This is a genomic window from Ramlibacter sp. GCM10027632 (assembly GCF_042675325.1).
In the GTDB taxonomy this organism is placed as follows: Bacteria; Pseudomonadota; Gammaproteobacteria; order Burkholderiales; family Burkholderiaceae_C; genus Ramlibacter.
The window spans coordinates 101,869-123,844 of record NZ_JBHTGW010000002.1 but is presented as its reverse complement, the minus strand read 5'-3'; the positions used below and the strand labels follow the sequence as shown (position 1 = coordinate 123,844).

The 21,976-nt window shown below is 71.5% G+C and carries 19 protein-coding genes; 3 read left to right on the top strand and 16 right to left on the bottom strand.

Annotation, left to right across the window (positions count from 1 at the left end):
- Nucleotides 1–19 precede the first annotated feature (19 nt).
- From ftsW to ACFQZY_RS03870, 15 genes are all read right to left on the bottom strand, one after another.
- Nucleotides 20–1,201, bottom strand: coding sequence for a putative lipid II flippase FtsW (ftsW, locus tag ACFQZY_RS03940; RefSeq protein WP_377413877.1), 1,182 nt, complete (start codon nucleotides 1,199–1,201; stop codon nucleotides 20–22).
- Nucleotides 1,202–1,260: 59 nt separating this feature from the next.
- Nucleotides 1,261–2,769: a UDP-N-acetylmuramoyl-L-alanine--D-glutamate ligase gene (gene murD / locus ACFQZY_RS03935; RefSeq protein ID WP_377412865.1), complete on the bottom strand. Its 1,509-nt coding sequence runs from the start codon at nucleotides 2,767–2,769 to the stop codon at nucleotides 1,261–1,263.
- A gap of 4 nt (nucleotides 2,770–2,773) precedes the next feature.
- Nucleotides 2,774–3,952 (bottom strand): phospho-N-acetylmuramoyl-pentapeptide-transferase, encoded by a 1,179-nt coding sequence (gene mraY, locus ACFQZY_RS03930; protein WP_377412862.1) that lies wholly within the window; start codon nucleotides 3,950–3,952, stop codon nucleotides 2,774–2,776.
- Nucleotides 3,952–5,322, bottom strand: coding sequence for a UDP-N-acetylmuramoyl-tripeptide--D-alanyl-D-alanine ligase (gene murF, locus ACFQZY_RS03925; RefSeq protein ID WP_377412859.1), 1,371 nt, complete (start codon nucleotides 5,320–5,322; stop codon nucleotides 3,952–3,954). The genes mraY and murF overlap by 1 nt, the downstream gene beginning before the upstream one ends.
- Complete coding sequence (locus ACFQZY_RS03920) at nucleotides 5,319–6,797, bottom strand: UDP-N-acetylmuramoyl-L-alanyl-D-glutamate--2,6-diaminopimelate ligase (RefSeq protein WP_377412857.1); 1,479 nt, start codon at nucleotides 6,795–6,797, stop codon at nucleotides 5,319–5,321. The genes murF and ACFQZY_RS03920 overlap by 4 nt, the downstream gene beginning before the upstream one ends.
- On the bottom strand, nucleotides 6,797–8,530 hold the full coding sequence (locus ACFQZY_RS03915) for a peptidoglycan D,D-transpeptidase FtsI family protein (RefSeq protein ID WP_377412854.1): 1,734 nt from the start codon (nucleotides 8,528–8,530) through the stop codon (nucleotides 6,797–6,799). The genes ACFQZY_RS03920 and ACFQZY_RS03915 overlap by 1 nt, the downstream gene beginning before the upstream one ends.
- Nucleotides 8,527–8,823, bottom strand: a complete 297-nt coding sequence (ftsL, locus tag ACFQZY_RS03910; RefSeq protein ID WP_377412851.1) for a cell division protein FtsL — start codon at nucleotides 8,821–8,823, stop codon at nucleotides 8,527–8,529. The genes ACFQZY_RS03915 and ftsL overlap by 4 nt, the downstream gene beginning before the upstream one ends.
- 1 nt (nucleotide 8,824) lies before the next feature.
- Nucleotides 8,825–9,736 carry a 16S rRNA (cytosine(1402)-N(4))-methyltransferase RsmH gene (rsmH, locus tag ACFQZY_RS03905; RefSeq protein ID WP_377412848.1) on the bottom strand — a complete coding sequence of 304 codons (912 nt, stop codon included), beginning with the start codon at nucleotides 9,734–9,736 and terminating at the stop codon, nucleotides 8,825–8,827.
- Nucleotides 9,737–9,747: 11 nt separating this feature from the next.
- Entirely contained in the window at nucleotides 9,748–10,176 is a 429-nt protein-coding gene (gene mraZ, locus ACFQZY_RS03900; RefSeq protein WP_377412845.1) for a division/cell wall cluster transcriptional repressor MraZ, read from the bottom strand.
- A 240-nt stretch (nucleotides 10,177–10,416) separates the two neighbouring features.
- Nucleotides 10,417–11,724, bottom strand: a complete 1,308-nt coding sequence (gene hslU, locus ACFQZY_RS03895; RefSeq protein WP_377412842.1) for an ATP-dependent protease ATPase subunit HslU — start codon at nucleotides 11,722–11,724, stop codon at nucleotides 10,417–10,419.
- Nucleotides 11,725–11,731: 7 nt separating this feature from the next.
- On the bottom strand, nucleotides 11,732–12,283 hold the full coding sequence (gene hslV, locus ACFQZY_RS03890; RefSeq protein WP_377412839.1) for an ATP-dependent protease subunit HslV: 552 nt from the start codon (nucleotides 12,281–12,283) through the stop codon (nucleotides 11,732–11,734).
- Between the two features lie 52 nt (nucleotides 12,284–12,335).
- Nucleotides 12,336–14,018: an STAS domain-containing protein gene (locus ACFQZY_RS03885; protein ID WP_377412836.1), complete on the bottom strand. Its 1,683-nt coding sequence runs from the start codon at nucleotides 14,016–14,018 to the stop codon at nucleotides 12,336–12,338.
- Between the two features lie 31 nt (nucleotides 14,019–14,049).
- Nucleotides 14,050–14,811, bottom strand: a complete 762-nt coding sequence (gene dksA / locus ACFQZY_RS03880) for an RNA polymerase-binding protein DksA (protein ID WP_377413875.1) — start codon at nucleotides 14,809–14,811, stop codon at nucleotides 14,050–14,052.
- A 758-nt stretch (nucleotides 14,812–15,569) separates the two neighbouring features.
- The gene (locus ACFQZY_RS03875) at nucleotides 15,570–16,622 is read right to left on the bottom strand and encodes a CobW family GTP-binding protein (RefSeq protein WP_377412833.1); all 1,053 of its coding nucleotides are present in this window, start codon (nucleotides 16,620–16,622) and stop codon (nucleotides 15,570–15,572) included.
- A gap of 69 nt (nucleotides 16,623–16,691) precedes the next feature.
- The gene (locus tag ACFQZY_RS03870) at nucleotides 16,692–17,876 is read right to left on the bottom strand and encodes a class I SAM-dependent rRNA methyltransferase (RefSeq protein WP_377412830.1); all 1,185 of its coding nucleotides are present in this window, start codon (nucleotides 17,874–17,876) and stop codon (nucleotides 16,692–16,694) included.
- 59 nt (nucleotides 17,877–17,935) lie between these two features.
- On the opposite strand from ACFQZY_RS03870, the gene ACFQZY_RS03865 reads away from it, so the two are divergent.
- The 3 genes from ACFQZY_RS03865 (at nucleotide 17,936) to ACFQZY_RS03855 (ending at nucleotide 21,034) form a co-directional block, all read left to right on the top strand.
- Nucleotides 17,936–19,114: an ABC transporter substrate-binding protein gene (locus ACFQZY_RS03865; protein WP_377412827.1), complete on the top strand. Its 1,179-nt coding sequence runs from the start codon at nucleotides 17,936–17,938 to the stop codon at nucleotides 19,112–19,114.
- Between the two features lie 166 nt (nucleotides 19,115–19,280).
- Complete coding sequence (locus tag ACFQZY_RS03860) at nucleotides 19,281–20,240, top strand: hypothetical protein (protein WP_377412825.1); 960 nt, start codon at nucleotides 19,281–19,283, stop codon at nucleotides 20,238–20,240.
- Nucleotides 20,237–21,034 carry a hypothetical protein gene (locus tag ACFQZY_RS03855; protein WP_377412823.1) on the top strand — a complete coding sequence of 266 codons (798 nt, stop codon included), beginning with the start codon at nucleotides 20,237–20,239 and terminating at the stop codon, nucleotides 21,032–21,034. The genes ACFQZY_RS03860 and ACFQZY_RS03855 overlap by 4 nt, the downstream gene beginning before the upstream one ends.
- Nucleotide 21,035: 1 nt before the next feature.
- Here the strand turns inward: ACFQZY_RS03855 and ACFQZY_RS03850 are convergent, their stop codons facing one another.
- Nucleotides 21,036–21,965, bottom strand: coding sequence for a tyrosine recombinase XerC (locus ACFQZY_RS03850; protein WP_377412821.1), 930 nt, complete (start codon nucleotides 21,963–21,965; stop codon nucleotides 21,036–21,038).
- Nucleotides 21,966–21,976: the final 11 nt, after the last annotated feature.

Sequence of the window (21,976 nt, the reverse complement as noted above, 5' to 3'; positions counted from 1 at the left end):
CGGGAGAGGTTCGCGGTTTTCACGGCCGCCCTCCCCGCATGATCACGCGGTTCTCGTAGTCGATCCGCAGGACGACCGCGAGCGCGACGAGGTTCATCAGGATGGCCGAGCCGCCGTACGACATCAGGGGCAGCGTGAGGCCCTTGGTGGGCAGCGCGCCGAGGTTCACGCCCATGTTGATGAAGGCCTGGAAACCGATCCAGATGGCCACGCCCTGGGCCACCAGGCCGGCGAAGAGGCGGTCCATGGCGACGGCCTGGCGGCCGATGTGCATGACGCGGCGGGTCAGCCAGAAGAAGGCGAGGATCACCGCGACGATGCCGACGAAGCCGAACTCCTCGCCGATCACGGCGAGCAGGAAGTCGGTATGCGCCTCGGGCAGCCAGTGCAGCTTCTCGACGCTGCCGCCCAGGCCGACGCCGAAGACTTCGCCGCGGCCGATGGCGATCAGCGCATGCGACAGCTGGTAGCCCTTGCCCAGGGCGTGCTTCTCGTCCCAGGGATTCAGGTAGGCGAAGATGCGCTCGCGCCGCCACTCGGACATCGCGATCATCATCCCGAAGGCCACCAGCAGCACCGCGGCGATCAGGAAGAACATGCGGGCATTCACCCCGCCGAGGAACAGGATGCCCATGGCGATGATCGCGATCACCATGAAGGCGCCCATGTCGGGTTCGGCCAGCAGGGTCACGCCGACCAGGGCCACGGCCACCGCCATCGGCAGCACCGCGCGGAAGAAGCGCTCCTTGACCTCCATCTTGCGGACCATGTAGTTGGCCGCGTAGAGGACGGTGGCGAACTTGGCCAGCTCCGAGGGCTGGAAGTTCATGATGCCCAGCGAGATCCAGCGGCGCGCGCCGTTGACCACGGTGCCGATGCCGGGGACCAGCACGGCGACCAGCAGCACCAGCGAGCCCACGAACAGCCAGGGCGCGTAGCGTTCCCAGGTGGCCACCGGCACCTGGAAGGCGATCAGCGCGGCGACGAAGGCCATGGCCAGCGCCATCGAATGGCGGACCAGGAAGTAGGTGTTGGTGTAGCGGCCGAAGCGGGGGTTGTCCGGCATCGCCACCGAGGCGGAATAGACCATCACCAGGCCGAAGGCCATGAGGCCGACCACGATCCAGACCAGGGCCTGGTCGAACAGCTCGACCCGCACGCCGGCGCCGGGGCGGGCGAAGCCTGTGCCGCGCACGGGCATGGGGATGTCGTCGCGCGGGGCGCCGGCGATCCACTGCGCGAGGCGGGCCGGGATGAAATTCATTCGTCCCCCCCGAGCATCGTCCCGGCCTCGTCGGCCAGCGCCTCGACCGCGGCGCGGAAGACCTCGGCGCGGTGGCCGTAGTCGCGGAACATGTCGAAGCTGGCGCAGGCGGGCGACATCAGCACCGCGTCGCCGGCGTGGGCGCGCTCGGTGGCGGCGCGCACGGCGTCCTCCATCGAGGCGGCGTCGACCAGGGCCACGCCCGCGCCTTCGAGCGCGGCGCGGATCAGGGGCGCGTCGCGGCCGATCAGGACGACGGCGCGGGCATGGCGGGCGATCGGCCCGGCCAGCGGCGAGAAGTCCTGGCCCTTGCCCTCGCCGCCCAGGATCACCACCAGCTTGCGCTCGGCGCCCAGGCCGGCCAGCGCGGCGACCGTGGCGCCGACGTTCGTGCCCTTGCTGTCGTCGAAGTACTCGACCTCGTTGAGGATGCCCACCGGCTCGACCCGGTGCGGCTCGCCGCGGTACTCGCGCAGGCCGTACAGCATGGGCGCGAGCGGGCAGCCCGCGGCGCTGGCCAGGGCCAGCGCCGACAGGGCGTTGATCGCGTTGTGGCGGCCGCGGATGCGAAGCGCCTCGGCCGGCATCAGGCGCTGGATGTGGATCTCTTCCTCCTCGCCCCGGCGGCGCTTGAGGGTTTCATCGGCGTCCTGCGCGCGCACCAGCCAGGCCATGCCGTTCACGACCTCGATGCCGAAGTCGCCGGGGCGGCGGGGCATGTCGCCGCCGAAGGTGACGTGGGCGCGCTGCTCGTACTTGCCGCCCTTGAGGCGCACCGGCGCGGGCAGCATGGCCATGACCACCGGGTCCTCGCGATTGAGCACCATCGTGCCCTCGGCACCGAAGATGCGGGCCTTGGCCGCGGCATAGGCGTCCATGCCGCCGTGCCAGTCCAGGTGGTCCTGGCTGATATTGAGCACGGTGGCGGCGGTGGGCTCGAAGCCGGCCACGCCTTCGAGCTGGAAGCTGGAAAGCTCCAGCACCCAGGCCTGCGGCAGGGCCTGCGCCTCGAGCTTGGCGGTGAGCGTGTCCAGCAGCGAGGGGCCGATGTTGCCGGCCACCGCGACGCTGCGGCCGGCGCGCTCGACGAGCTGGCCGGTCAGCGAGGTGACGGTGGTCTTGCCGTTGGTGCCGGTGACGGCCAGCACCGCCGGGTGGTAGCCGCCCTCGGCGCGCAGCGCGGCGAGGGCCTCGGTGAACAGGTCCAGCTCGCCGCCGGTGCGCAGGCCGCGCGCGCGCGCGGCGTCGAGCACCGGGGCCACCTGCTGGGGCGACAGGCCGGGGCTGCGGAAGACGGCGTCCACGCCGTCCACCAGCGCCGCATCGAAGGCGCCGGCGACGAAGGCCGCGCCCGGCACCTGCTCGCGCAGGGCCTGCAGGTGCGGCGGCGCCTCGCGGGTGTCGGCCACCGTCACGCGCGCGCCCTGGCGGGCGCACCAGCGCGCCATCGCCAGCCCGGAGATGCCGAGGCCGAGGACGAGGCAGTGGCGGTCCTGGAGACTCATGTTCTTACCGCAGCTTCAGGGTGGACAGGCCGACCAGGCACAGGAGCATGGTGATGATCCAGAAGCGGACCACGACCTGGGTCTCCTTCCAGCCGCTCTTCTCGAAGTGGTGGTGCAGGGGCGCCATCTTCAGGATGCGGCGGCCCTCGCCGTAGCGCTTCTTGGTGTACTTGAAGTACATGACCTGGGCCATCACCGAGAGGGCTTCGACCACGAAGACGCCGCCCATGATGGCCAGCACGATCTCCTGGCGAACGATCACCGCGATGGTGCCCAGCGCGCCGCCCAGGGCCAGCGCGCCGACGTCGCCCATGAAGACCTGCGCCGGGTAGGCGTTGAACCAGAGGAAGGCCAGGCCCGCGCCAGCCATCGCGGCGCAGAAGATCAGGAGCTCGCCGGAGCCGGGGATGTAGGGGAACAGCAGGTACTTGGAGTAGACCGAGCTGCCGGTGACATAGGCGAACACGCCCAGCGCCGAGCCCACCATGACCACCGGCATGATGGCCAGGCCGTCCAGGCCGTCGGTGAGGTTCACCGCATTGCTCGAACCCACGATGACCAGGTAGGTCATGATCACGAAGCCGAACACGCCCAGGGGGTAGCTCACTTCCTTGAAGAAGGGCACCAGCAGGCCGGCCTTGGGCGGCAGGTCCACGTCGAAGCCGGACTTCACCCAGGTGAAGAACAGCTCCACCACCTTCAGGTTGGAGCTCTCGGAAATGGAGAACACCAGGTAGACCGCGGCGATCAGGCCGATGACGGATTGCCAGAAGTACTTCTCGCGCGAGCGCATGCCCTCCGGGTCCTTGCGCACGACCTTGCGCCAGTCGTCCGCCCAGCCGATCATGCCGAAGCCCAGGGTGACGATCAGCACGATCCAGACGAAGCGGTTGGCGAGGTCGAACCACAGCAGCGTGGCGACGGCGATCGACAGCAGCACCAGCACCCCGCCCATGGTGGGCGTGCCGCTCTTGGACAGGTGCGACTGCATGCCGTAGCCGCGGACCGGCTGGCCGATCTTCAGCTCGGTCAGGCGGCGGATCACCCAGGGGCCCGCGACCAGGCCGATCAGCAGCGAGGTCAGGGCGGCCATCACCGCGCGGAAGGTGAGGTACTGGAAGACCCGCAGGAAGCCGAATTCCGGCGAGATCGATTGCAGCCAGATGGCGAGGCTCAGCAGCATCAGGCCTGTTCCTTTTCTTCTCGGGCGCGGGCGGTGATCGCGTCGACCACCCGCTCCATCTTCATGAACCGCGAGCCCTTGACCAGCACGCTGGCGGCTTGCGGAAGGTGTTGCAGCACCGCGGCCTGCAGGGCCTCGATGCGCTCGAAATGCGTGCCGCCCATGGCGCGCGACTGCTCGCCCAGGGTGAACAGCGCGGGGATGCCGCGCTCGCGGGCATAGGCGCCCACCTCGGCGTGGAACTGCGGGCCCTGGTCGCCGACCTCGCCCATGTCGCCCAGCACCAGCAGCTGCGGGCCGGGCAGGTCGGCCAGCACGTCGACGGCGGCGCGCGCGGAATCGGGGTTGGCGTTGTAGGTGTCGTCCACCACGGTGAGCTCGCGGCCCCCCACGACCACGGACAGCGCGCGCGAGCGGCCCTTGACCGGCTCGAACGCGGACAGGCCCGCGGCGATGGCGGCCAGCGGCGCGCCCGCGGCCAGGGCGCAGGCGGTGGCGGCCAGGGCGTTGACGACGTTGTGGCGGCCGGCGATATGGAGCTGGAAATCGACCGGGCCGGCCGGGGTCTTCGCCCGTACCACCCAGTGTCCGTGTTGCCATTCAGACCCGGCCAGAAGGATGTCGGCGCCGTCGGCGGCACCGAACGTGAGGCAGGCGCGCGGCCCGGCCAGCGAGGCCCACAGCGCGCTGAATTCGTCGCCGGCGGGGAAGATCGCCGTGCCGTTGGGGGCGAGCGCCTCGAACACCGAGCCGTTCTCGCGGGCCACGGCCTCGACCGTGGCCATGAACTCCTGGTGCTCGCGCTGCGCGTTGTTGACGAGGGCCACCGTGGGCTTGGCGATGCCGGCGAGGTAGGCGATCTCGCCCGGGTGGTTCATGCCCAGTTCGAGCACACCCACGCGGTGGGAGGCGTCCAGGCGCAGCACCGTCAGCGGCAGGCCGATGTCGTTGTTCAGGTTGCCCTGCGTGGACAGGGCGGCCTCGCCGTGCCAGGCCCGCAGGATCGCGGCCACCATCTGCGTGACGGTGGTCTTGCCGTTGCTGCCGGTGATGGCGACCAGGGGCAGCCTGAACTGCGAACGCCAGCCGGCGGCCAGGCGGCCCAGCGCGAGGCGGGTGTCGTCCACCTCGATGCCGCTCAGGCCGGCGGGGATGCGGCCGCGGTGCGCCAGCACGGCGGCTGCGCCCTTGGCGGCGGCCTCGGCCAGCAGGTCGTTGGCGTCGAAGCGCTCGCCCTTGAGCGCGACGAACAGGTCGCCCGGCTGCAGGCTGCGGGTGTCGGTGTGCACGCGGGCGATGGCGGTGGCGCCCTCGCCCTTGAGCGTGGCGCCCTCGAGCCAGGCCAGGGCCTGTTGCAGGTGGAACATCATGCGGACGCCCTCCCCTGCAGCGCCTGCGCGGCGTGGACGCGGTCGTCGAAGTCGTGCTTCACGCCGGCGACTTCCTGGAAGGTCTCGTGGCCCTTGCCGGCCAGCAGGATCACGTCGCCCGCGGCAGCCTCGCGCACCGCCAGCACGATGGCGGCGGCGCGGTCGGACTCGACCACCACCTCGTCGCGGTGCGACAGCCCCAGCAGGATCTGGCTGATGATCGCCTCCGGCTTCTCGCTGCGCGGGTTGTCGCTGGTGACGACCACGCGGTCGGCGTTCTTCTCGGCCACCGCCGCCATCAGCGGGCGCTTGACCGGGTCGCGGTCGCCGCCGCAGCCGAACACGCACCACAGGCGGCCGCCGCGCTGCGCGGCCAGCGGGCGCAGGGCCGCCAGGGCCTTGTCCAGCGCGTCGGGGGTGTGGGCGTAGTCCACGGCCACCAGCGGCGCGCCCTCGCGCTGCAGGCACTCCATGCGGCCCGGCACCGGCAGCAGGTGGCGGCAGGCGTCCACCGCGCGGGCCAGCGGCACGCCGACGGCGCGCATCGCGGCGATCACGCCCAGGAGGTTGGCCACGTTGTAGGCGCCGATCAGGCGGGTGGCCAGGCGCTCGGCGGCCTCGCCCTCGGCCACGGTGAACTCCAGGCCGGCGGCGCCGTAGGCGATGTCGCGGGCGGCCAGGCGGGCCGGGCGCTCGCAGGACACGGTCCAAAGGTCCAGCGCGCCGCCGGCGAGCGAGGCGGCGAGCGCGTCGCCCTTCTCGTCGTCGATGTTGACCACCGCGGCCTGCAGGCCGGGCCAGTCGAACAGGGCGCGCTTGGCGTCCCAGTAGGCCTGCATGGTGCCGTGGTAGTCCAGGTGGTCCTGGGTGAAATTGGTGAAGACGGCGGCGCGGATGCGCGTGCCGTCGAGGCGGCGCTCGACGATGCCGATGGAGGAGGCCTCGATCGCGCAGGCCGACAGGCCCGCGTCGGCGAAGCGGCGGAACCAGCCTTGCAGCAGCACCGGGTCGGGGGTGGTCAGGCCGGTGTATTCCACCTGCGGCGGACAGCCCACGCCGAGCGTGCCGACCAGGCCGCAGCCGGTGCCGCGCGCGGCGGCCAGCGCCTGCGCCAGCCACCAGGCGGTGGAGGTCTTGCCGTTGGTGCCGGTGACGGCCAGCACGTCCAGGCGCTGCGAGGGCTGCTCGTAGTACGCCGCGGCGATGGGGCCGGTGGCGGCCTTCAGGCCGTCGTAGCCGGCGATGCGCTCGTCGTCGCCGAAGCCGAAGGCCTCGGCGCCCTGCGCCTCGACCAGGCAGGCGGCGGCGCCCTGCGCCAGCGCGCCGGCGACGTAGCGGCGGCCGTCGGTGGCGGCGCCAGGCCAGGCGATGAAGCCGTCGCCCGCGCCGACCCGGCGGCTGTCGCAGCCCAGGCCGCCTTGCACGCGGGCGGCCAGCCAGTCGGCGGCGTCGCGGGGGCTGTGGAAGGTGATCATCAGAACGACTCCTCCACGCCCACCACCACCTGCGGCTTGACGTTCACGTCCGGCTGCACGCCCATGAGGCGCAGCGTCTGGGCCACCGTGGTGGAGAACACCGGGGCGGCCACCTCGCCGCCGTAGAAGCTGCCGCCGCGCGGCTCGTCGATCATCACGGCGACGACGATGCGCGGCTTGTCCACCGGGGCCAGGCCCACGAAGAAGCCGCGGTACTTGCCCGCGGCGTAGCCCTTGCCCTCCTGCTTGCGCGCGGTGCCGGTCTTGCCGCCGGTGGAATAGCCCATGGTCTGCGCCTTGGGCGCGGTGCCGCCCTGCTGCGTGACCATGTACAGCATCTGCCGCACGGCGCCGGCGTGGCGGGCGTCGAACACGCGCACGCCCGGGGCGGGCGTGGTGGTCTTCATCATGGTGACCGGCACCAGCTCGCCGTCGCGCGCGAACACGCTGTAGGCGCGCGCCAGCTGGAACAGGCTGGCCGACAGGCCGTAGCCATAGCTCATGGTGGCCTGCTCGATCGGGCGCCAGGTCTTCCAGGCCCGCAGGCGGCCGCTGACCACGCCAGGGAACGGCAGCTGCGGGCGCTGGCCCATGCCGACGGCGCTGAACATCTCCCACATCTCGCGCGCCGGCAGCTGCATCGCCATCTTCACCGTGCCCACGTTGGAGGACTTCTGGATCACCTCGTTGACGGTGAGCACGCCGTGCGGGTGCGCGTCGGTGATGGTGGCATTGGCGATGGTGATGCGGCCGGGCGCGGTCTGGATCGGGGTCTCGGGCTTGACCAGGCCCTTCTCCAGGGCCAGCGCGGCGACGAAGGGCTTCATCGTCGAGCCCGGCTCGAAGGTGTCGGTGAGCGCGCGGTTGCGAAGCTGCGCGCCGCTGAGGTTGACGCGCTTGTCCGGCACGTAGCTGGGGTAGTTGGCCAGGGCCAGCACCTCGCCGGTCTGCACGTCGAGCACGACCACGCTGCCGCTGGCGGCCTTGTGCTGCTGCACGGCGTCGCGCAGCTTCTGGTAGGCGAAGAACTGGACCTTGCTGTCGATGGACAGCTGCAGGTCCCGGCCGTCCACCGGCGGCACCTGCTCGCGCACGTCCTCGACGATGCGCCCCAGGCGGTCCTTGATCACGCGGCGCGAGCCGGGGCGGCCGGCCAGCTCCTTGTTGAACGTGAGTTCCATGCCTTCCTGGCCCTGGTCCTCGACGTTGGTGAAGCCCACGATGTGCGCGGCGGCCTCGCCCTCGGGGTACTGGCGCTTGTATTCCTTGCGCTGGTAGACGCCCTTGATGCCCAGCTCCATCACCTGCTTGGCGATGGGCTCGTCGACCTGGCGCTTGACCCAGACGAAGGTCTTCTCCTCGTTCTCGAGCTTCTTCTCCAGCTCGGCCAGCGGCATCTCCAGCAGCTTGGCCATGCGGGCCAGCTTGGACTTGTCGCTGCGGTCCACGTCCTCGGGGATGGCCCAGATCGAGGGCGCGGGCACGCTGGTGGCCAGGAGCATGCCGTTGCGGTCCAGGATGCGGCCGCGGCTGGGAGGCAGCTCGAGGGTGCGGGCGAAGCGCACCTCGCCCTGGCGCTGGAAGAAGTCGTTGCCGATCACCTGCACCCAGGCGGCGCGGCCGGCCAGGCCGACGAAGCCCAGCGCGATCGCCGCCATGACGAACTTGGAACGCCACACCGGCGTCTTGCTCGCCAGCAGCGGGCTGGAGGTGTACAGCACGCTGCGGGTCACTTCGCGCCCTCCGCGGCCAGCGCCGGTGCGGCGCCCTGGGTCACGTACTGGGTGATGCCGGGCGTGGCCGGGCGCATCTGCAGCTGGTTCTTGGCGATGTCCTCCACGCGCAGCGGCGTGGCCTGGCCGCGCTTGGCGGCGAGCAGGCGCTCGCGGTCGGTGTCGAGCTGGCGGGCCTCGGACAGGGCCTTCTCGGTCTGCATGTACAGGCGGCGCGAGTCGTACTGCACCCGCACCAGGTACAGGGCACTCGCGATCACCGCCAGCAGCAGGACGAGGTTGAGGCGCGCCATGTCAGGAATCGGTCCTCTCGGCGACCCGCATCACCGCGCTGCGCGAACGCGGGTTGGCGGCGACTTCCTCGGCCGAGGGCTTGACGCGGCCGAGCGCGCGCAGCTTCAGCGGGGCGGGCGGCGCAAACGGCGCGCGGCGGTCCACCACCTCGCGCGAGTGCTTCGCGATGAACTGCTTGACGATGCGGTCTTCCAGCGAGTGGAAGCTGATCACCACGAGCCGGCCCTGGGGTTCGAGGATGTCCAAGGCCGCCTCTAGCGCCTGCTCGAGCTCTTCAAGCTCGGCATTGACGAAAATCCGAAGAGCCTGAAATGTGCGCGTTGCAGGGTCCTGGCCCGGCTCGCGGGTTTTGACCGCGCCAGCCACGAGCTGGGCCAGCTCGGCGGTGGTTGCAAGAGGGCCCCGTTCCTGTCGGCGAGAAACAATCGCCTTTGCAATCGGAACAGCAAACCGTTCTTCGCCATAGTCACGAATCACCTGCGCAATCTGGCCTTGTTCGGCCGTGGCCAGCCAGTCGGCCGCGCTCTGGCCGCGCGTGGGGTCCATGCGCATGTCCAGCGGGCCGTCGTGGCGGAAAGAGAAGCCCCGTGCGGGGTTGTCGATCTGGGGCGAGCTGATGCCCAGGTCCATCAGCACGCCGGTGACGCTGCGCGCCGGCAGCTCGCCGATGTCGCGAAAGCCCTGGTGGCGGATGGAAAAACGCGCATCGTTGATGCGCGCCGCTTCGGAGATCGCCTCGGGGTCCTTGTCGAAGGCCACCAGGCGTCCCTGTGGCCCCAGCCGGGACAGCAGCAACCGGGAGTGGCCGCCGCGCCCGAAGGTCGCGTCCACGTAGGTGCCATCCATCCTGGTGACGAGCGAATCGACCGCTTCGTGCAACAGGACGGTGGTGTGGGTCCATGCGTTGTCCACCACCGCCGCCGTCAGAAAGAGAAATCCTTGAAGACGTCGGGCATGTCGCCCGCCATCGCTTCGGCTTCCTTCGCATCGTAGGTCGCCTTGTCCCACAGCTCGAAATGGTTGCCCATGCCCAGGAGCATGGTTTCCCGCTCGATGCCGGCGGCGGCGCGCAGCTCGGGCGAGACCAGCACGCGGCCGCTGCCGTCGACTTCGACGTCCATCGCGTTGCCCAGGAAGATCCGCTTCCACCACTGCGCCGACATGGGCAGCTGCGCGATGCGCTCGCGGAACTTCTCCCACTCGGGGCGCGGGAAGATCATCAGGCAGCCGTGCGGGTGCTTGGTGATGGTGAGCTGGTTGCCGGCGTTCGCGCTCAGCACGTCACGGTGCCGGGTCGGCACGGAAAGCCGACCCTTGGCATCGAGACTGAGACTGGAGGCGCCTTGGAACACCGCGTTTTTTCCTGCTGGGGAAGCCTGCGTTCCGGGGGGAAAAGGACACTTTTTCCCACGAAACTGCACTTAATCCCACTGTAGCAGGAAAACTCAGCCACGCAAGTGCGCACTCACGAAAAATTCGCAATGAAATCAATGACTTAGAGCGGTTTCTGAGAGCTGATCTGCGCCAAAAACCGTTCTAAATTAAGCACTTAGCGGAGCCTCTGAAAGTGATCTCTGAAGCCCCCTCCTAGCTCAAAGGATGTAGCGGGAGAGATCCTCGTCTCGGCTGAGGTCCTTCAGCCGTGCATCGACGTAGGCGCCGTCGATGGCGACGGTCTGCCCGCCCAGGCGGGTGGCGTCGAAACTCACCTCCTCCAGCAGCCGCTCCATCACCGTGGACAGGCGCCGCGCGCCGATGTTCTCGGTGCGCTCGTTGACCTCGTAGGCGATGGCCGCCAGGCGGGTGATGGCGTCGGGCGTGAAGGACAGGGTCACGCCCTCGGTGGCCAGCAGCGCCTCGTACTGCTTGACCAGCGAGGCATGGGTCTGCGTGAGGATGGCCTCGAAGTCCTGCACCGACAGCGACTGCAGCTCCACCCGGATCGGCAGGCGGCCCTGCAGCTCGGGGATCAGGTCGCTGGGCTTGGCCAGGTGGAAGGCGCCGCTGGCGATGAACAGGATGTGGTCGGTCTTGATCGGCCCGTACTTGGTGGACACGGTGGTGCCCTCCACCAGCGGCAGCAGGTCGCGCTGCACGCCCTGGCGCGAGACCTCGGCGCTGCTGCCCTCGGCGCGCGAGCAGACCTTGTCGATCTCGTCGATGAAGACGATGCCGTTCTGCTCGGCGTTCTGGATCGCCTGGGTCTTGATCTCGTCCTCGTTGACCAGCTTGGCGGCCTCCTCGTCGACCAGCAGGCGCAGGGCCTCGGCGATGCGCAGCTTGCGCGTCTTGCGCTTGCCGTTGCCGAACTGGCTGAACATGCCGCGCAGCTGCTCGGCCATGTCCTCCATGCCGGCGGGGCCCATCACCTCCAGCTGCGGGCGCGGCTCGGACAGGTCGATCTCGATCTCCTTGTCGTCGAGCTGGCCCTCGCGCAGCTTCTTGCGGAAGGCCTGGCGGGTGGGGTTGGCGGTGTCGGTGCCGGAGCCGGGCAGCAGCGCGTCGAGCACGCGCTCCTCGGCATGGTCCTCGGCACGGGTGCGCACCTTGCGCATCTCGGCCACGCGGGTCTGCTTGACGGCCATCTCGGCGAGGTCGCGGATGATGGAGTCGACATCCTTGCCCACGTAGCCCACCTCGGTGAACTTGGTGGCCTCGACCTTGATGAAGGGCGCATCGGCCAGCTTCGCGAGGCGGCGCGCGATCTCGGTCTTGCCCACGCCGGTGGGGCCGATCATGAGGATGTTCTTGGGGGTGATCTCGGGCCGCAGCTTCTCGTCGACCTGCTGGCGGCGCCAGCGGTTGCGAAGGGCGATGGCGACGGCGCGCTTGGCCTCGTGCTGGCCGACGATGTGGCGGTCCAGCTCGGACACGATTTCCTGGGGGGTCATGGCGGACATGGCGTGGTTACCCCAGCGTCTCGAGGGTGTGGTTCATGTTGGTGTAGATGCACAGCTCGCCGGCGATCTCGAGCGACTTCTTCACGATGTCGCGGGCGCCCAGCTCGGTGTTGTCCAGGAGGGCCTTGGCGGCGGACTGCGCGTAGGCGCCGCCCGAGCCGATGGCGATGATCCCGTGCTCCGGCTCGAGCACGTCGCCGTTGCCGGTGATGATGAGGGAGGCGTCCTTGTCGGCCACGGCCAGCATGGCCTCCAGGCGGCGCAGCACGCGGTCGGTGCGCCAGTCCTTGGTGAGCTCGATGGCTGCGCGCACCAGGTGGCCCTGGTGCTTCTCCAGCTTGCCCTCGAAGCGCTCGAAGAGCGTGAAGGCGTCGGCGGTGGCCCCGGCGAAGCCGGCCAGCACCTGGTCGCGATACAGCTTGCGCACCTTGCGCGCGGAGCCCTTGACGACGACGTTGCCCAGGGTCACCTGGCCATCGCCGCCGATTGCCACCTGCCAGGTGCCGTCCGCATTGCGGCGGCGCACGCTGACGATGGTCGTGCCATGAAATTGTTCCATCGGTGTGAGGTGGGGCCGGTCGGCCCCGATGCAAGAAAAAAGGTGGAAGGCCTCAGTCGCGGCGCAGCGAGACGCGCGCCTGGGCACCGAGGCCGATGACGTTGAACAGCGCCGCCACCAGCCGGTGCACTTCGGTGAAGTGGACCGGCCGGCCCTCGGCGCCACGGGCGATCGCCCAGTTCAGGAGCGTACCCGCTGCCGCGAAGTCGACGCGCGCCAGCCGTGCGCAGCAGACCACCAGCGGCCCCGGGCCGGCCCGGGGGTCGTCGAGCGCGGCGAGCGCGCCCGCCGCGTCGCCCTGCACCGCACCGGCCAGCTCGCCGTGGGGCGCGCCGAAGCCGCTGGCCGCCGCCATGCTGCGGGGAGTGGAGTCCCGCCAGGCTTCGGTCACGGTGCTGGAGAAGGCCGGGCCGCCGCCCGGCCCCAGCGACTCGACCTGCGCGCGAGGCCGCTCCCAGGCGGGCGGCGAGACCTCGTAGGTCACGCAGTAGTCCAGGGCCGCGAGCTCGAACTCGTCGGCCCGGCCCATGAGGCGCAGGCCGTCCATGCGCAGCCTCCACCAGGCCGGGTCCTGGCCGGCATCGCCCGAGGGCGTGGCGCCGGCGAGCTGGCGGGCCAGCGCCTCGGCGCCGCCGAACACCAGGCGCACCGGCTGCGAGGCCCACTGCGCGAACAGCTGCTGCAGCGGCATGGCCGCGCCGGGCTCGATCGCGGACAGCCGCGACCAGTCCAGGCGCCACGGTGCGGGCGAGCGGGCGGCCAGCGCCGCGAGGGCCGACACCTGCGACGGGCCGAGGCTCGCGGGGCAGGTCCACAGGAAGGCCTCGCCGGCCGTCGCAACGGCCTCGCCCGCCTCGCCGGCGGGCGTCGCCGCGTCCAGCGACTGCCACTGCGGGGCGCTGCGGCCGAAGCGGGTGGCGAAGGCGATCGCCGCCTCCTCGAAGCGCGCCTTCTCGCCGATGGCCCGGTACAGGTCGAACAGCACCAGCCAGGTCTCCTCGTGCTGCTCGCGCGCCGCGCCGGGGGCGAGCAGCAGGCGCAGCGCCGCCTCGGCGCCGGCGTCGTCACCGTTGGCGAAGCGGATCGCGGCCTCCTCGATGGCCGGGTCGTGGGCGAACTCGGCCACGTCGACCGCGGACTGCTTGGAGGCGGAGAAGCTGGTGGAGGGCGAGTCGTCGAGGAGCGAGTCGCCCGGAGACAGCGTGGGCGGCACGAGCTCCATCGCCGGCAGCGCGGCGGGCAGGGTCCTGGCGAGCGCCGACATGGCGGCGCCCACGTCGGCCTGGGAGGGCGGCAGCGTGGGGCTGTCGAAGCCGCCCAGGGTCATCGTGCCGGTCGGGTCGAAGCCGCCATGGCGCGTGACCTCGGTGCCGCCGCGGGTCTTCCACCACTGCTGCGACATCTGGGCCTCGATCTCGTCGATCTTCTTGAGGGTACTGGCCCGGTCGTCGGGCCGCGAGGGCATGGAGCTCTGGAAGAACGAGGGCCGCGCGGTGGCGCCGGGCGGCGGCGCGGGTTCGGCACGCCGCAGCTTGCGCAGCATGTCGAACTCGCGCTTGCGCACGAAGTCGTTGCGCCGCTTGCGCTCGATCATTTCCTTGAGCATCTGGCGCGAGTAGCCGCTGTCCGGGCCGCCCTCGGACACGTCGGCCTCGCCCGCGCTCGAAGTCGAGCTGCGCACGAACTTCACCACCCTGGACAACAGGCCGTCGTGGTCGCCCTTGGGCGTTGGCATGTCGCGTCTCCGGGTGCGGCCGGGGCCGTCCTCAGTCGCCGAACATCTTCTGCTTCAGCTCGCGGCGCTGCTGCGCCTCGAGCGAAAGCGTGGCGGTGGGCCGCGCGAGCAGCCGGCCCACGCCGATCGGCTCGCCGGTCTCGTCGCAGTAGCCGTAGTCGCCGGCGTCGATGCGGGCGATGGACTGCTCGATCTTCTTGAGCAGCTTGCGCTCGCGGTCTCGCGTGCGCAGCTCGAGGGCGTGCTCTTCCTCGATCGTGGCGCGGTCGGCCGGATCGGGGACGATGACGGTGTCCTCGCGCAGGTGCTCGGTGGTCTCGCCGGCGCTGTTGAGGATGTCCTGCTTGAGCTGTGCGAGCTTCAGGCGGAAGAACGCCAATTGCTTGTCGTTCATGTATTCCGAGTCCGGCATGGCCAGGACTTCGGCGTCCAGCAGCTGGTCGGCCGTCTTGGTCTTCCAGTTGTTGGCGAGCTTGGGGTCTTTCTTGACCGCGACGAAGGGAGGAGGTGTCAGCACGGGAGAACTGGGGGTCTGGATGTAGCTCGCCTTGGGCGCGGTGGAGGCGACGGCCTGGGCCATCGACGGTACCGTGATCTGGGCCAGGCGGGCCGAGGGCCGGGTGGCACGCGGCGGCATGGCAGGGGCGGCTACGGGGGTGGCAGGGGGTCTGGCCACGGCGACTGCCGGGACAGCAACGGGAGCTTGCGCCGGGGCGGCGGACGCCACGGGGGCGCTGGGGGCGGTGGCTTTCTTGGCGGTGGTTGTCTTCTTGGCCGGGACCTTGGCTGCCACGGGCTGGGCCGGGGCAGCGGCGGTGGCCGCCTTGGCGGCGGGCTTGGCAGGAGGGGCCGCCTTCGGCGCGGGCTTCGCGGCGGCTTTCCTGGCGGGTGCCTTGGCGGCGGGCTTGGCCGCAGGCTTGGCGCTGGCCTTGGCGGCCGGCTTGGCCGGCGCCTTGGCCGGCGCCTTGGCGGGGGACTTGGCTGGAGACTTGGCGGCGGGCTTGCCGGCGGCCTTGGCGACCGGCTTGGCGGCGGCCTTCGCCACAGGCTTGGCGGCGGCCTTTGCAGCCGGCTTGGCAACGGGCTTTGCGACGGCCTTGGCGACAGGCTTGGCAGCGGCGGCGGCCTTGGCTGCGGGCTTGGCGGCAGATGTCGTGGAAGACGACCTGGCCGCCGGCTTCGCAGCCGGCTGGGTGGCCTTCGTCTTCGTGGCCGGCGACTTGGCCGCCGGCTTCACGGTCTTGGCCTTGGGGGCCGGTTTCTGCGCCTTTGCGGCGGCCTTGGGTTGCGGCTTCACTTCCTGCCTCCTCGCGGCTTCGGCCCCGGAAGGCTGCCCTGTGCCGCCCTCCAGCCGTTTCTTTTGCGTCGGCTTCAAAGTCCGATCAAGCGGAGTTATACCCTGATTGCCGGGCTCACCGGCCCGTCCACGCTCCTGCCCGGCGGGAAACCCCATCATTTGCAGTAGCGAGACAAGCATCGAACCCTCCGCCATCGGTGAAACCGCGCAAGCCTACCTCAATTTAGGCAGCGTCCTTATTTCAAGCCAGCCGGTCAGTCCAGGCACTGCTCCAGGCCCTGCAGGAGGATGTCCCGGGGCAGGTCGATCCCGATGAACACCATCTTGCTGGTTCGGGTCTCGCCCTCGGCCCATTTCGGCCCGAGGTCGCTCCCCATCAGCTGGTGCACACCCTGGAAGATCACTTTTCGCTCGGTTCCTTTCATGTTCAGGACGCCCTTGTAGCGCAGCATGCGCGGGCCGTAGATGTTGACGATGGCCCCCAGGAAGTCTTCCAGCTTGGCCGGGTCGAAGGGGCGGTCGGACTTGAAGACGAAGCTCTTGACGTCGTCGTCGTGGTGATGGTGGTGGCCATGGCCGCCGTGGGCGTGCGAGGGGTGGTCGCAGTGCTCGCCGTGCTCGTGGTCATGGTCGTGGTGATCGTGGTCGTCCTCCTTCAGGAAGTCCGGGTCGATCTCCAGCTTGGAATTCAGGTTGAAGCCGCGCAGGTCGAACACCTGCGACAGCGGCACCTCGCCGAAATGCACCTTCTGCTGCGGCGCGCGCGGGTTCATGTGCTTGAGGCGGTGCATCAGCGCCTCCACCTCGTCGGCGGCGACCAGGTCGGTCTTGCTGATGAAGATCTGGTCGGCGAAGCCCACCTGGCGGCGCGCCTCCTGGCGGTCATTGAGCTGCTGCGCGGCGTGCTTGGCGTCGACCAGCGTGAGCACCGAGTCCAGCAGGAAGGACTCGGCGATCTCGTCGTCCATGAAGAAGGTCTGGGCCACCGGGCCGGGATCGGCCAGGCCGGTGGTTTCGATCACCACGCGGTCGAAGTCCAGCAGGCCCTTGCGCTTCTTGGCAGCCAGCAGCTGCAGCGTCTTGCGCAGGTCCTCGCGGATGGTGCAGCAGATGCAGCCGTTGCTCATTTGCACGATCTGCTCCTCGGTGTCGGACACCAGGATGTCGCTGTCGATGTTCTCGGCGCCGAACTCGTTCTCGATCACGGCGATCTTCTGGCCGTGCGCCTCGGTGAGCACGCGCTTGAGGAGGGTGGTCTTGCCGGAGCCGAGGAAGCCGGTGAGGATGGTGGCGGGGATCAGGCTCATGGTCGGGTTCGCTTTTCGAAGGTGCGGGAGTGTAGCGGGCAATGCCGGGGTCGGGTGACGGCCGCGGGCTCAGGATTTGGCCTGGACCACCAGCCCCTTGAGGTACTCGCCCTCGGGGAAGACCAGGGTCATGGGATGGTCTGGCGCGCCGCCCAGGCGCTCGGTGATGTAGCCGTCCACGCCGGCGTCGATCGCGGCCGAGGCCACGATCTTGTGGAACAGGTCGGCGCTGATGCCGCCCGAGCAGGAATACGTGAACAGCACGCCGCCCGGCTCCAGCAGCTTGAAGGCCAGCCGGTTGATGTCCTTGTAGGCGCGCGCCGCGCGTTCGGCGTGGGCCGCGGTGGGCGCCAGCTTGGGCGGGTCCAGGATGATGGCGTCGAAGGTGCGCCCCTCCTGGATGAACCGGCGCAGCGAGGCGTTGACGTCGGCGTCCATGAACTCGGCACGGGCCGGGTCGAAGCCGTTGAGGGCCACGTGGGCGCGGGCGCGCTCCAGCGCCGGGCCGGAGGAGTCGATCGAGGTCACGTGGCCCGCGCCGCCGGCCAGGGCCGCCACGCTGAAGCCGCCGGTGTAGCAGTAGCAATTGAGCACGCGCTGGAAGCCCAGGCGGCGGGTGTACTGGCTGAACTTGTGGCGGCTGTCACGCTGGTCCAGGTAGAAGCCGGTCTTGTGGCCGGTGGCCACGTCGAGCGTCAGTCGCCAGTCGTGCTCGGTGATGGTCAGCGCGGTCCCGCCCTCGCCGCGCAGCCAGCCGGTGGCGGGCTGCAGGCCCTCGAGCTGGCGGGCACTGGCGTCGGAGCGCTCGTACAGGCGGGCCAGGCCGGTCTCGGCCAGCAGGGCGTCGGCGATCACCGCCTTCCAGCGCTCGGCACCGGCGGACAGGAACTGCGCCACCAGGGTGTCGCCGTAGCGGTCCACGATCAGCCCGGGCAGGCCGTCGGACTCGCCGTGCACCAGGCGCAGGCTGTCGCTGGCGATCGGGAAACGCGCACGCGCCGCGACGGCGCGGCGGATCGTGTCGGCGAAGAAGGCGGCGTCGATGCGCTGCTCGGCGCGGAAGCTCCAGGCCCGCGCGCGGATCTTCGAGGCCGGGCTGAACGCGGCCCAGGCCAGGAACTGGCCGTCGTGGGACTCGACGCGGACCGTCTCGCCGGCGTCGCCGCCGCCCTTGGCGATGGCCGAATCGAAGATCCACGGATGGCGGCGCTGCAGCGAGCGCTCCTTGCCCTCTTTCAGGCGAATGACTTTCATGCCCCGATTGTCGCCGCTGGACGCCACAATCGCGGCCTCGATCCACGGGGGAGAACCACATGACCATGCCCACGCACCTGTCACGCCGCGCCCTGCTCGCCGCCACGCTGGCGCCCCTGGCGGCGCCGGCCCAGGAGCCTGCGCCGGTGCGCATCGGCCTGATGGCCAGCTACTCCGGCCCCTACGCCGACTACGGCCGCCAGTTCGACGCCGGCATCGCCACCTGGCTGCGCGAGAACGGCGGCCGCCTGGCCGGCCGCCCGGTGGAGATCGTGCGCCGCGACACCCCCGGCGCCGCCCCCGAGGTGGCGCGCCGCGCCGCGCAGGAGCTGGTGGTGCGGGAGAAGGTGGACCTGATCGCCGGCCTGGACTTCAGCCCCAACGCCTACGCCGTCGCGCCGGTGCTCACGCAGGCGAAGGTGGCGGGCCTGGTGCTCAACGCCGCCTCGTCGGGCATCCCGGCGGCCTCGCCCTACCTCGCGCGCCTGTCGTTCACCGTGGGCCAGGTCTCGGCGCCGATGGGCACCTGGATGGCGCGCCAGGGCCTGCGCCGCGCGTGGACCGTGGTCGCCGACTACGCGCCGGGCCACGATGCCGAGGCCGCCTTCCGCAAGGCCTTCGAGGCGGCCGGCGGCCAGGTCACAGGGGGCCTGCGCACCCCGATGTCCACGCTGGACTTCGCGCCGTTCCTCCAGCGCATTCGCGACGCGAAGCCGCAGGCGGTGTTCTTCTTCCTCCCTTCGGGCGTGATGCCGCCCGCCTTCCTCAAGGCCTGGAAGGAACGCGGCATGGACGCCGCGGGCATCCGCCTGTTCGCCACCGGCGAGGCCACCGACGATTCCTTCCTGCAGGCCACCGGCGACATCGCCCTGGGCCTGGTGACCAGCCACCACTACTCCTACGCCCACCCGGCCGCGCGCAACCGGCAGTTCGTCCGCAACTTCGAGGCCGAGGCCGGCGCCGGCCTGCGGCCGAATTACTTCGCCGTCACCGCCTATGACGGCATGAGCGCGCTCGCCGCGGCGATGGCGAAGACCCGTGGCGACACCTCGGGCGAACGGCTGGTCGCGGCGCTGCGGGGCCTGGTCCTCGAGAGCCCGCGCGGCCCGGTGGAGATCGACGCCGCGACCCGCGACGTGGTGCAGACCGTCTACATCCGCCGGGTCGAGAAGGTGGGCGGACAGCTGGTGAACGTGGAGTTCGACCGCTTCGAACGCGTGCGCGACCCGGGACGCTGAGAGCCGACGGGCGCCGCCGTCGGCTAGGACGTCCGGCGGCCGGGACAGGCTGCCCGGGCCGTAACCTCCCTCTCCGGCCCATGCGCCAGGTGCGCGGGGAGGAGACCTTGAACGACCTGACCGCATGGATCGATGACGCACCCGCCGGCGGTGCCGCCCGCGCAGCATGGGCCTGACCCTGGACGCCGCGCGCCGGCTGGCCGAACGCTCGCTGGCGCAGCACCTGCCGCCGGTACCTGGCGGCGCCTGGCTGGCCTCGCTCACCGACCTGCGCCACCCCGGCCTGCACCGGGAAACGCTGGCGCGCGGCCTCCTGGTCCCCCTCGCGCAGTGGGCCGCGCGGCATGACGCCCGCCTGCGCCCGGCGCTGGCGGCCCAGCTGATGGAGGCGCTCGGCGCCGACCCCACCCGCCATGCCGACGTGCTGGCCCTCGTGGAGCTGCACCACCTGGCCGCACTCCTGCTGGATGCCGCCAGCGATGCGCCAGCCCCCGCCGCCGGCGCCCCGCGCGCGGCGACGCCCGGCCACGCCGATCACCCCGACCCAGCAGCCCTCGCCCGCCACCTGGGCCAGCTCACGCCGGTCCTCGCCGCGCGCGCCTGCCCGAGCCTTGCGGGGGAGGCGCGGCGCGCGCTGGTGGCGGCGTTCTCGCGCAGCCTCTTCGTGCAGGGCCTCGGCCGCACGCTGGACCTGTGGGCGCAGGGCCACCCGCCGGCCGACACGTCGGCCGCCGCCCTGGCGCGGCACCTGGGCCTGTGCGCGGGGACCCGGGGCTTCGGGCTGGCCTGCCACGCCGCCGCGCTGTGCGCGGGCGTCGACCGCGCCGGGCGCGCGGGGTGGACGCACGCAGGCCACGCCCTGGGCACGGCGCTGCGCCTGGGTGCCCTGGCGCGCGGCGACACGCGGCGGCTCGGGGCCGGCCGCTTCGCCTCATGCGAACCGGGGCTGCGCCACCCGGGCCCGGCCGACCGCGCCGCCCTGCGGGCCGAAGCCCGAGCACGCGGCGACCAGGCCGTCCGGCGCGCGGCACGGCTCGCACCCGCCGGCGCGCTGGCCCTGGAGCGCTTCGCGGCGCACTTCGAAGCCGGCACCGAAGCCGCCCCCTCCCCGCAGGCCGCAGCTTGACCGCCGCCCGCCCCCGCCCCGGGCAGGCCCCGGCCGGCGCCGCCCTCGCCTTCGACGGCTTCCGCCGGCAGTGGTCGGCGTGGTGCCGCGACGCCGTGCTCGACCTGCTCGATACGCTGTCCAACCCCGGCTTCATCGATCGCGCGGCCGGCAGCTGCCTGCCCGCGGCAGCCCACGAGGCGCTCCAGGCGGCCTGGGCGGCGCCATGCCGCAGCGCCCCCGCCCTCGGGGGCGCCCTGCTCCGCCCGCTGCTGGTGTGCCTGTTGATGCAGGCCTTCGGCCGCGATCCGCGCGAGGCCCCGGTAGCCGTGGCGCTGCCTGCGATCCTCCACGCCGCGTCACTCGCGCTGGACGGCGAGGCCCCCTGGGGTCGTGGCACCGCGGGGGGTCGGCCCATCGACGCGCACGTGGCGGACGCCGCCGCCACGTGGCTCAACGCCGGCTTCGAGCTGCTCGCCCACCCCGTGCCGGGGCTGGATGACGCCACCGCCGCCCGGCTGGTCGACGCCCTCGCCTGGGCGCACTGGGCCAACGGCATGGCCGGCCCCCCCGGCACGCAACGGCCAGCCGCCCCGGGCGGCCGCCTTGCGCTGGAAATCGGCGCCATCGCCGCGGGCGCCACCCCCGGGCAGGTGCGGCGGCTGGCCGACTTCGGGGAGGCGCTGGGGCCGGCCGGGACATGCGCGCGGCAGGCGCGGGCCCTGGCGCAGGCCCTCGACTTCCTGCCGCCGGCGGACCGCCTGCGCCTGGCCGGCTTCGCGGACTGCGTCGCCGAGGCCGCGGCGCCTTGGTGAACTACCCCTTGCGCCGCGCCCGCGGGTGCGCCGCGTCGTAGGCCTGGGCCAGGTGCTGGAAGTCGAGCCGGGTGTAGACCTGCGTGGTGGAGATGCTTGCGTGCCCCAGCAGCTCCTGGACCGCGCGCAGGTCGCCGCTGGACTGCAGCACGTGGCTGGCGAAGGAGTGGCGCAGCATGTGCGGGTGCACCGGCGTGGCCAGGCCGGCGCGCAGGCTGCGTTCGCGCAGCATCTTCCAGACCGCGTGCGGCGTGATGCGCCCGCCCCGCGCGCCGAGGAACAGCGCCGCCTCGCCCGGCGGGCAGCGCCCGGCGCGCACCGCCAGCCAGGCGTCCAGCGCCTCCAGCGCCTTGGCGCCCACCGGCACCAGCCGCTTCTTCGAGCCCTTGCCCAGCACCTGGGCCTCGCCGGCCTCGCGGTCCACCCAGCCCAGCGCCTGCGCGCTGGCGGCGGCGTCCAGCCCCACCAGCTCGCCCACGCGCAGGCCGCAGCCGTACATGAGTTCGACGATGGCGGCGTCGCGCGCCTCGGTCCAGGCATCGGCGCCGTCGTCGTCGTAGGCGGCGAGCTGCACCGCGTCGTCGACGCTCAGCGCCTTGGGCAGCGGGCGCGGCGACCTGGGCGCGCGCACGCCGGTCACCGGGTTGGTCGGCACCTCGCCGCGCTTGCCGAGCCAGGCATAGAAACCGCGCCAGCCGGAAAGGATCAGGGCGATGCCGCGGCCGCTGCGGCCGGCGCCGTGCATCTGGGCCACCCAGCGCCGGATGTGGGCCACCTGGACCCGCAGCAGGTCCACGCCGGCGTCACGGGCGAAGGCCTGCAGCTTGTGCAGGTCCAGCGCATAGAGTTCGACGGTGCGCTGCGCCAGGCGCCTTTCGACGCGCACGTGTTCGAGGTACTGCTCGACCCGTGCCGCGTCCTCGGCCTGCATGGCGGTGCCCG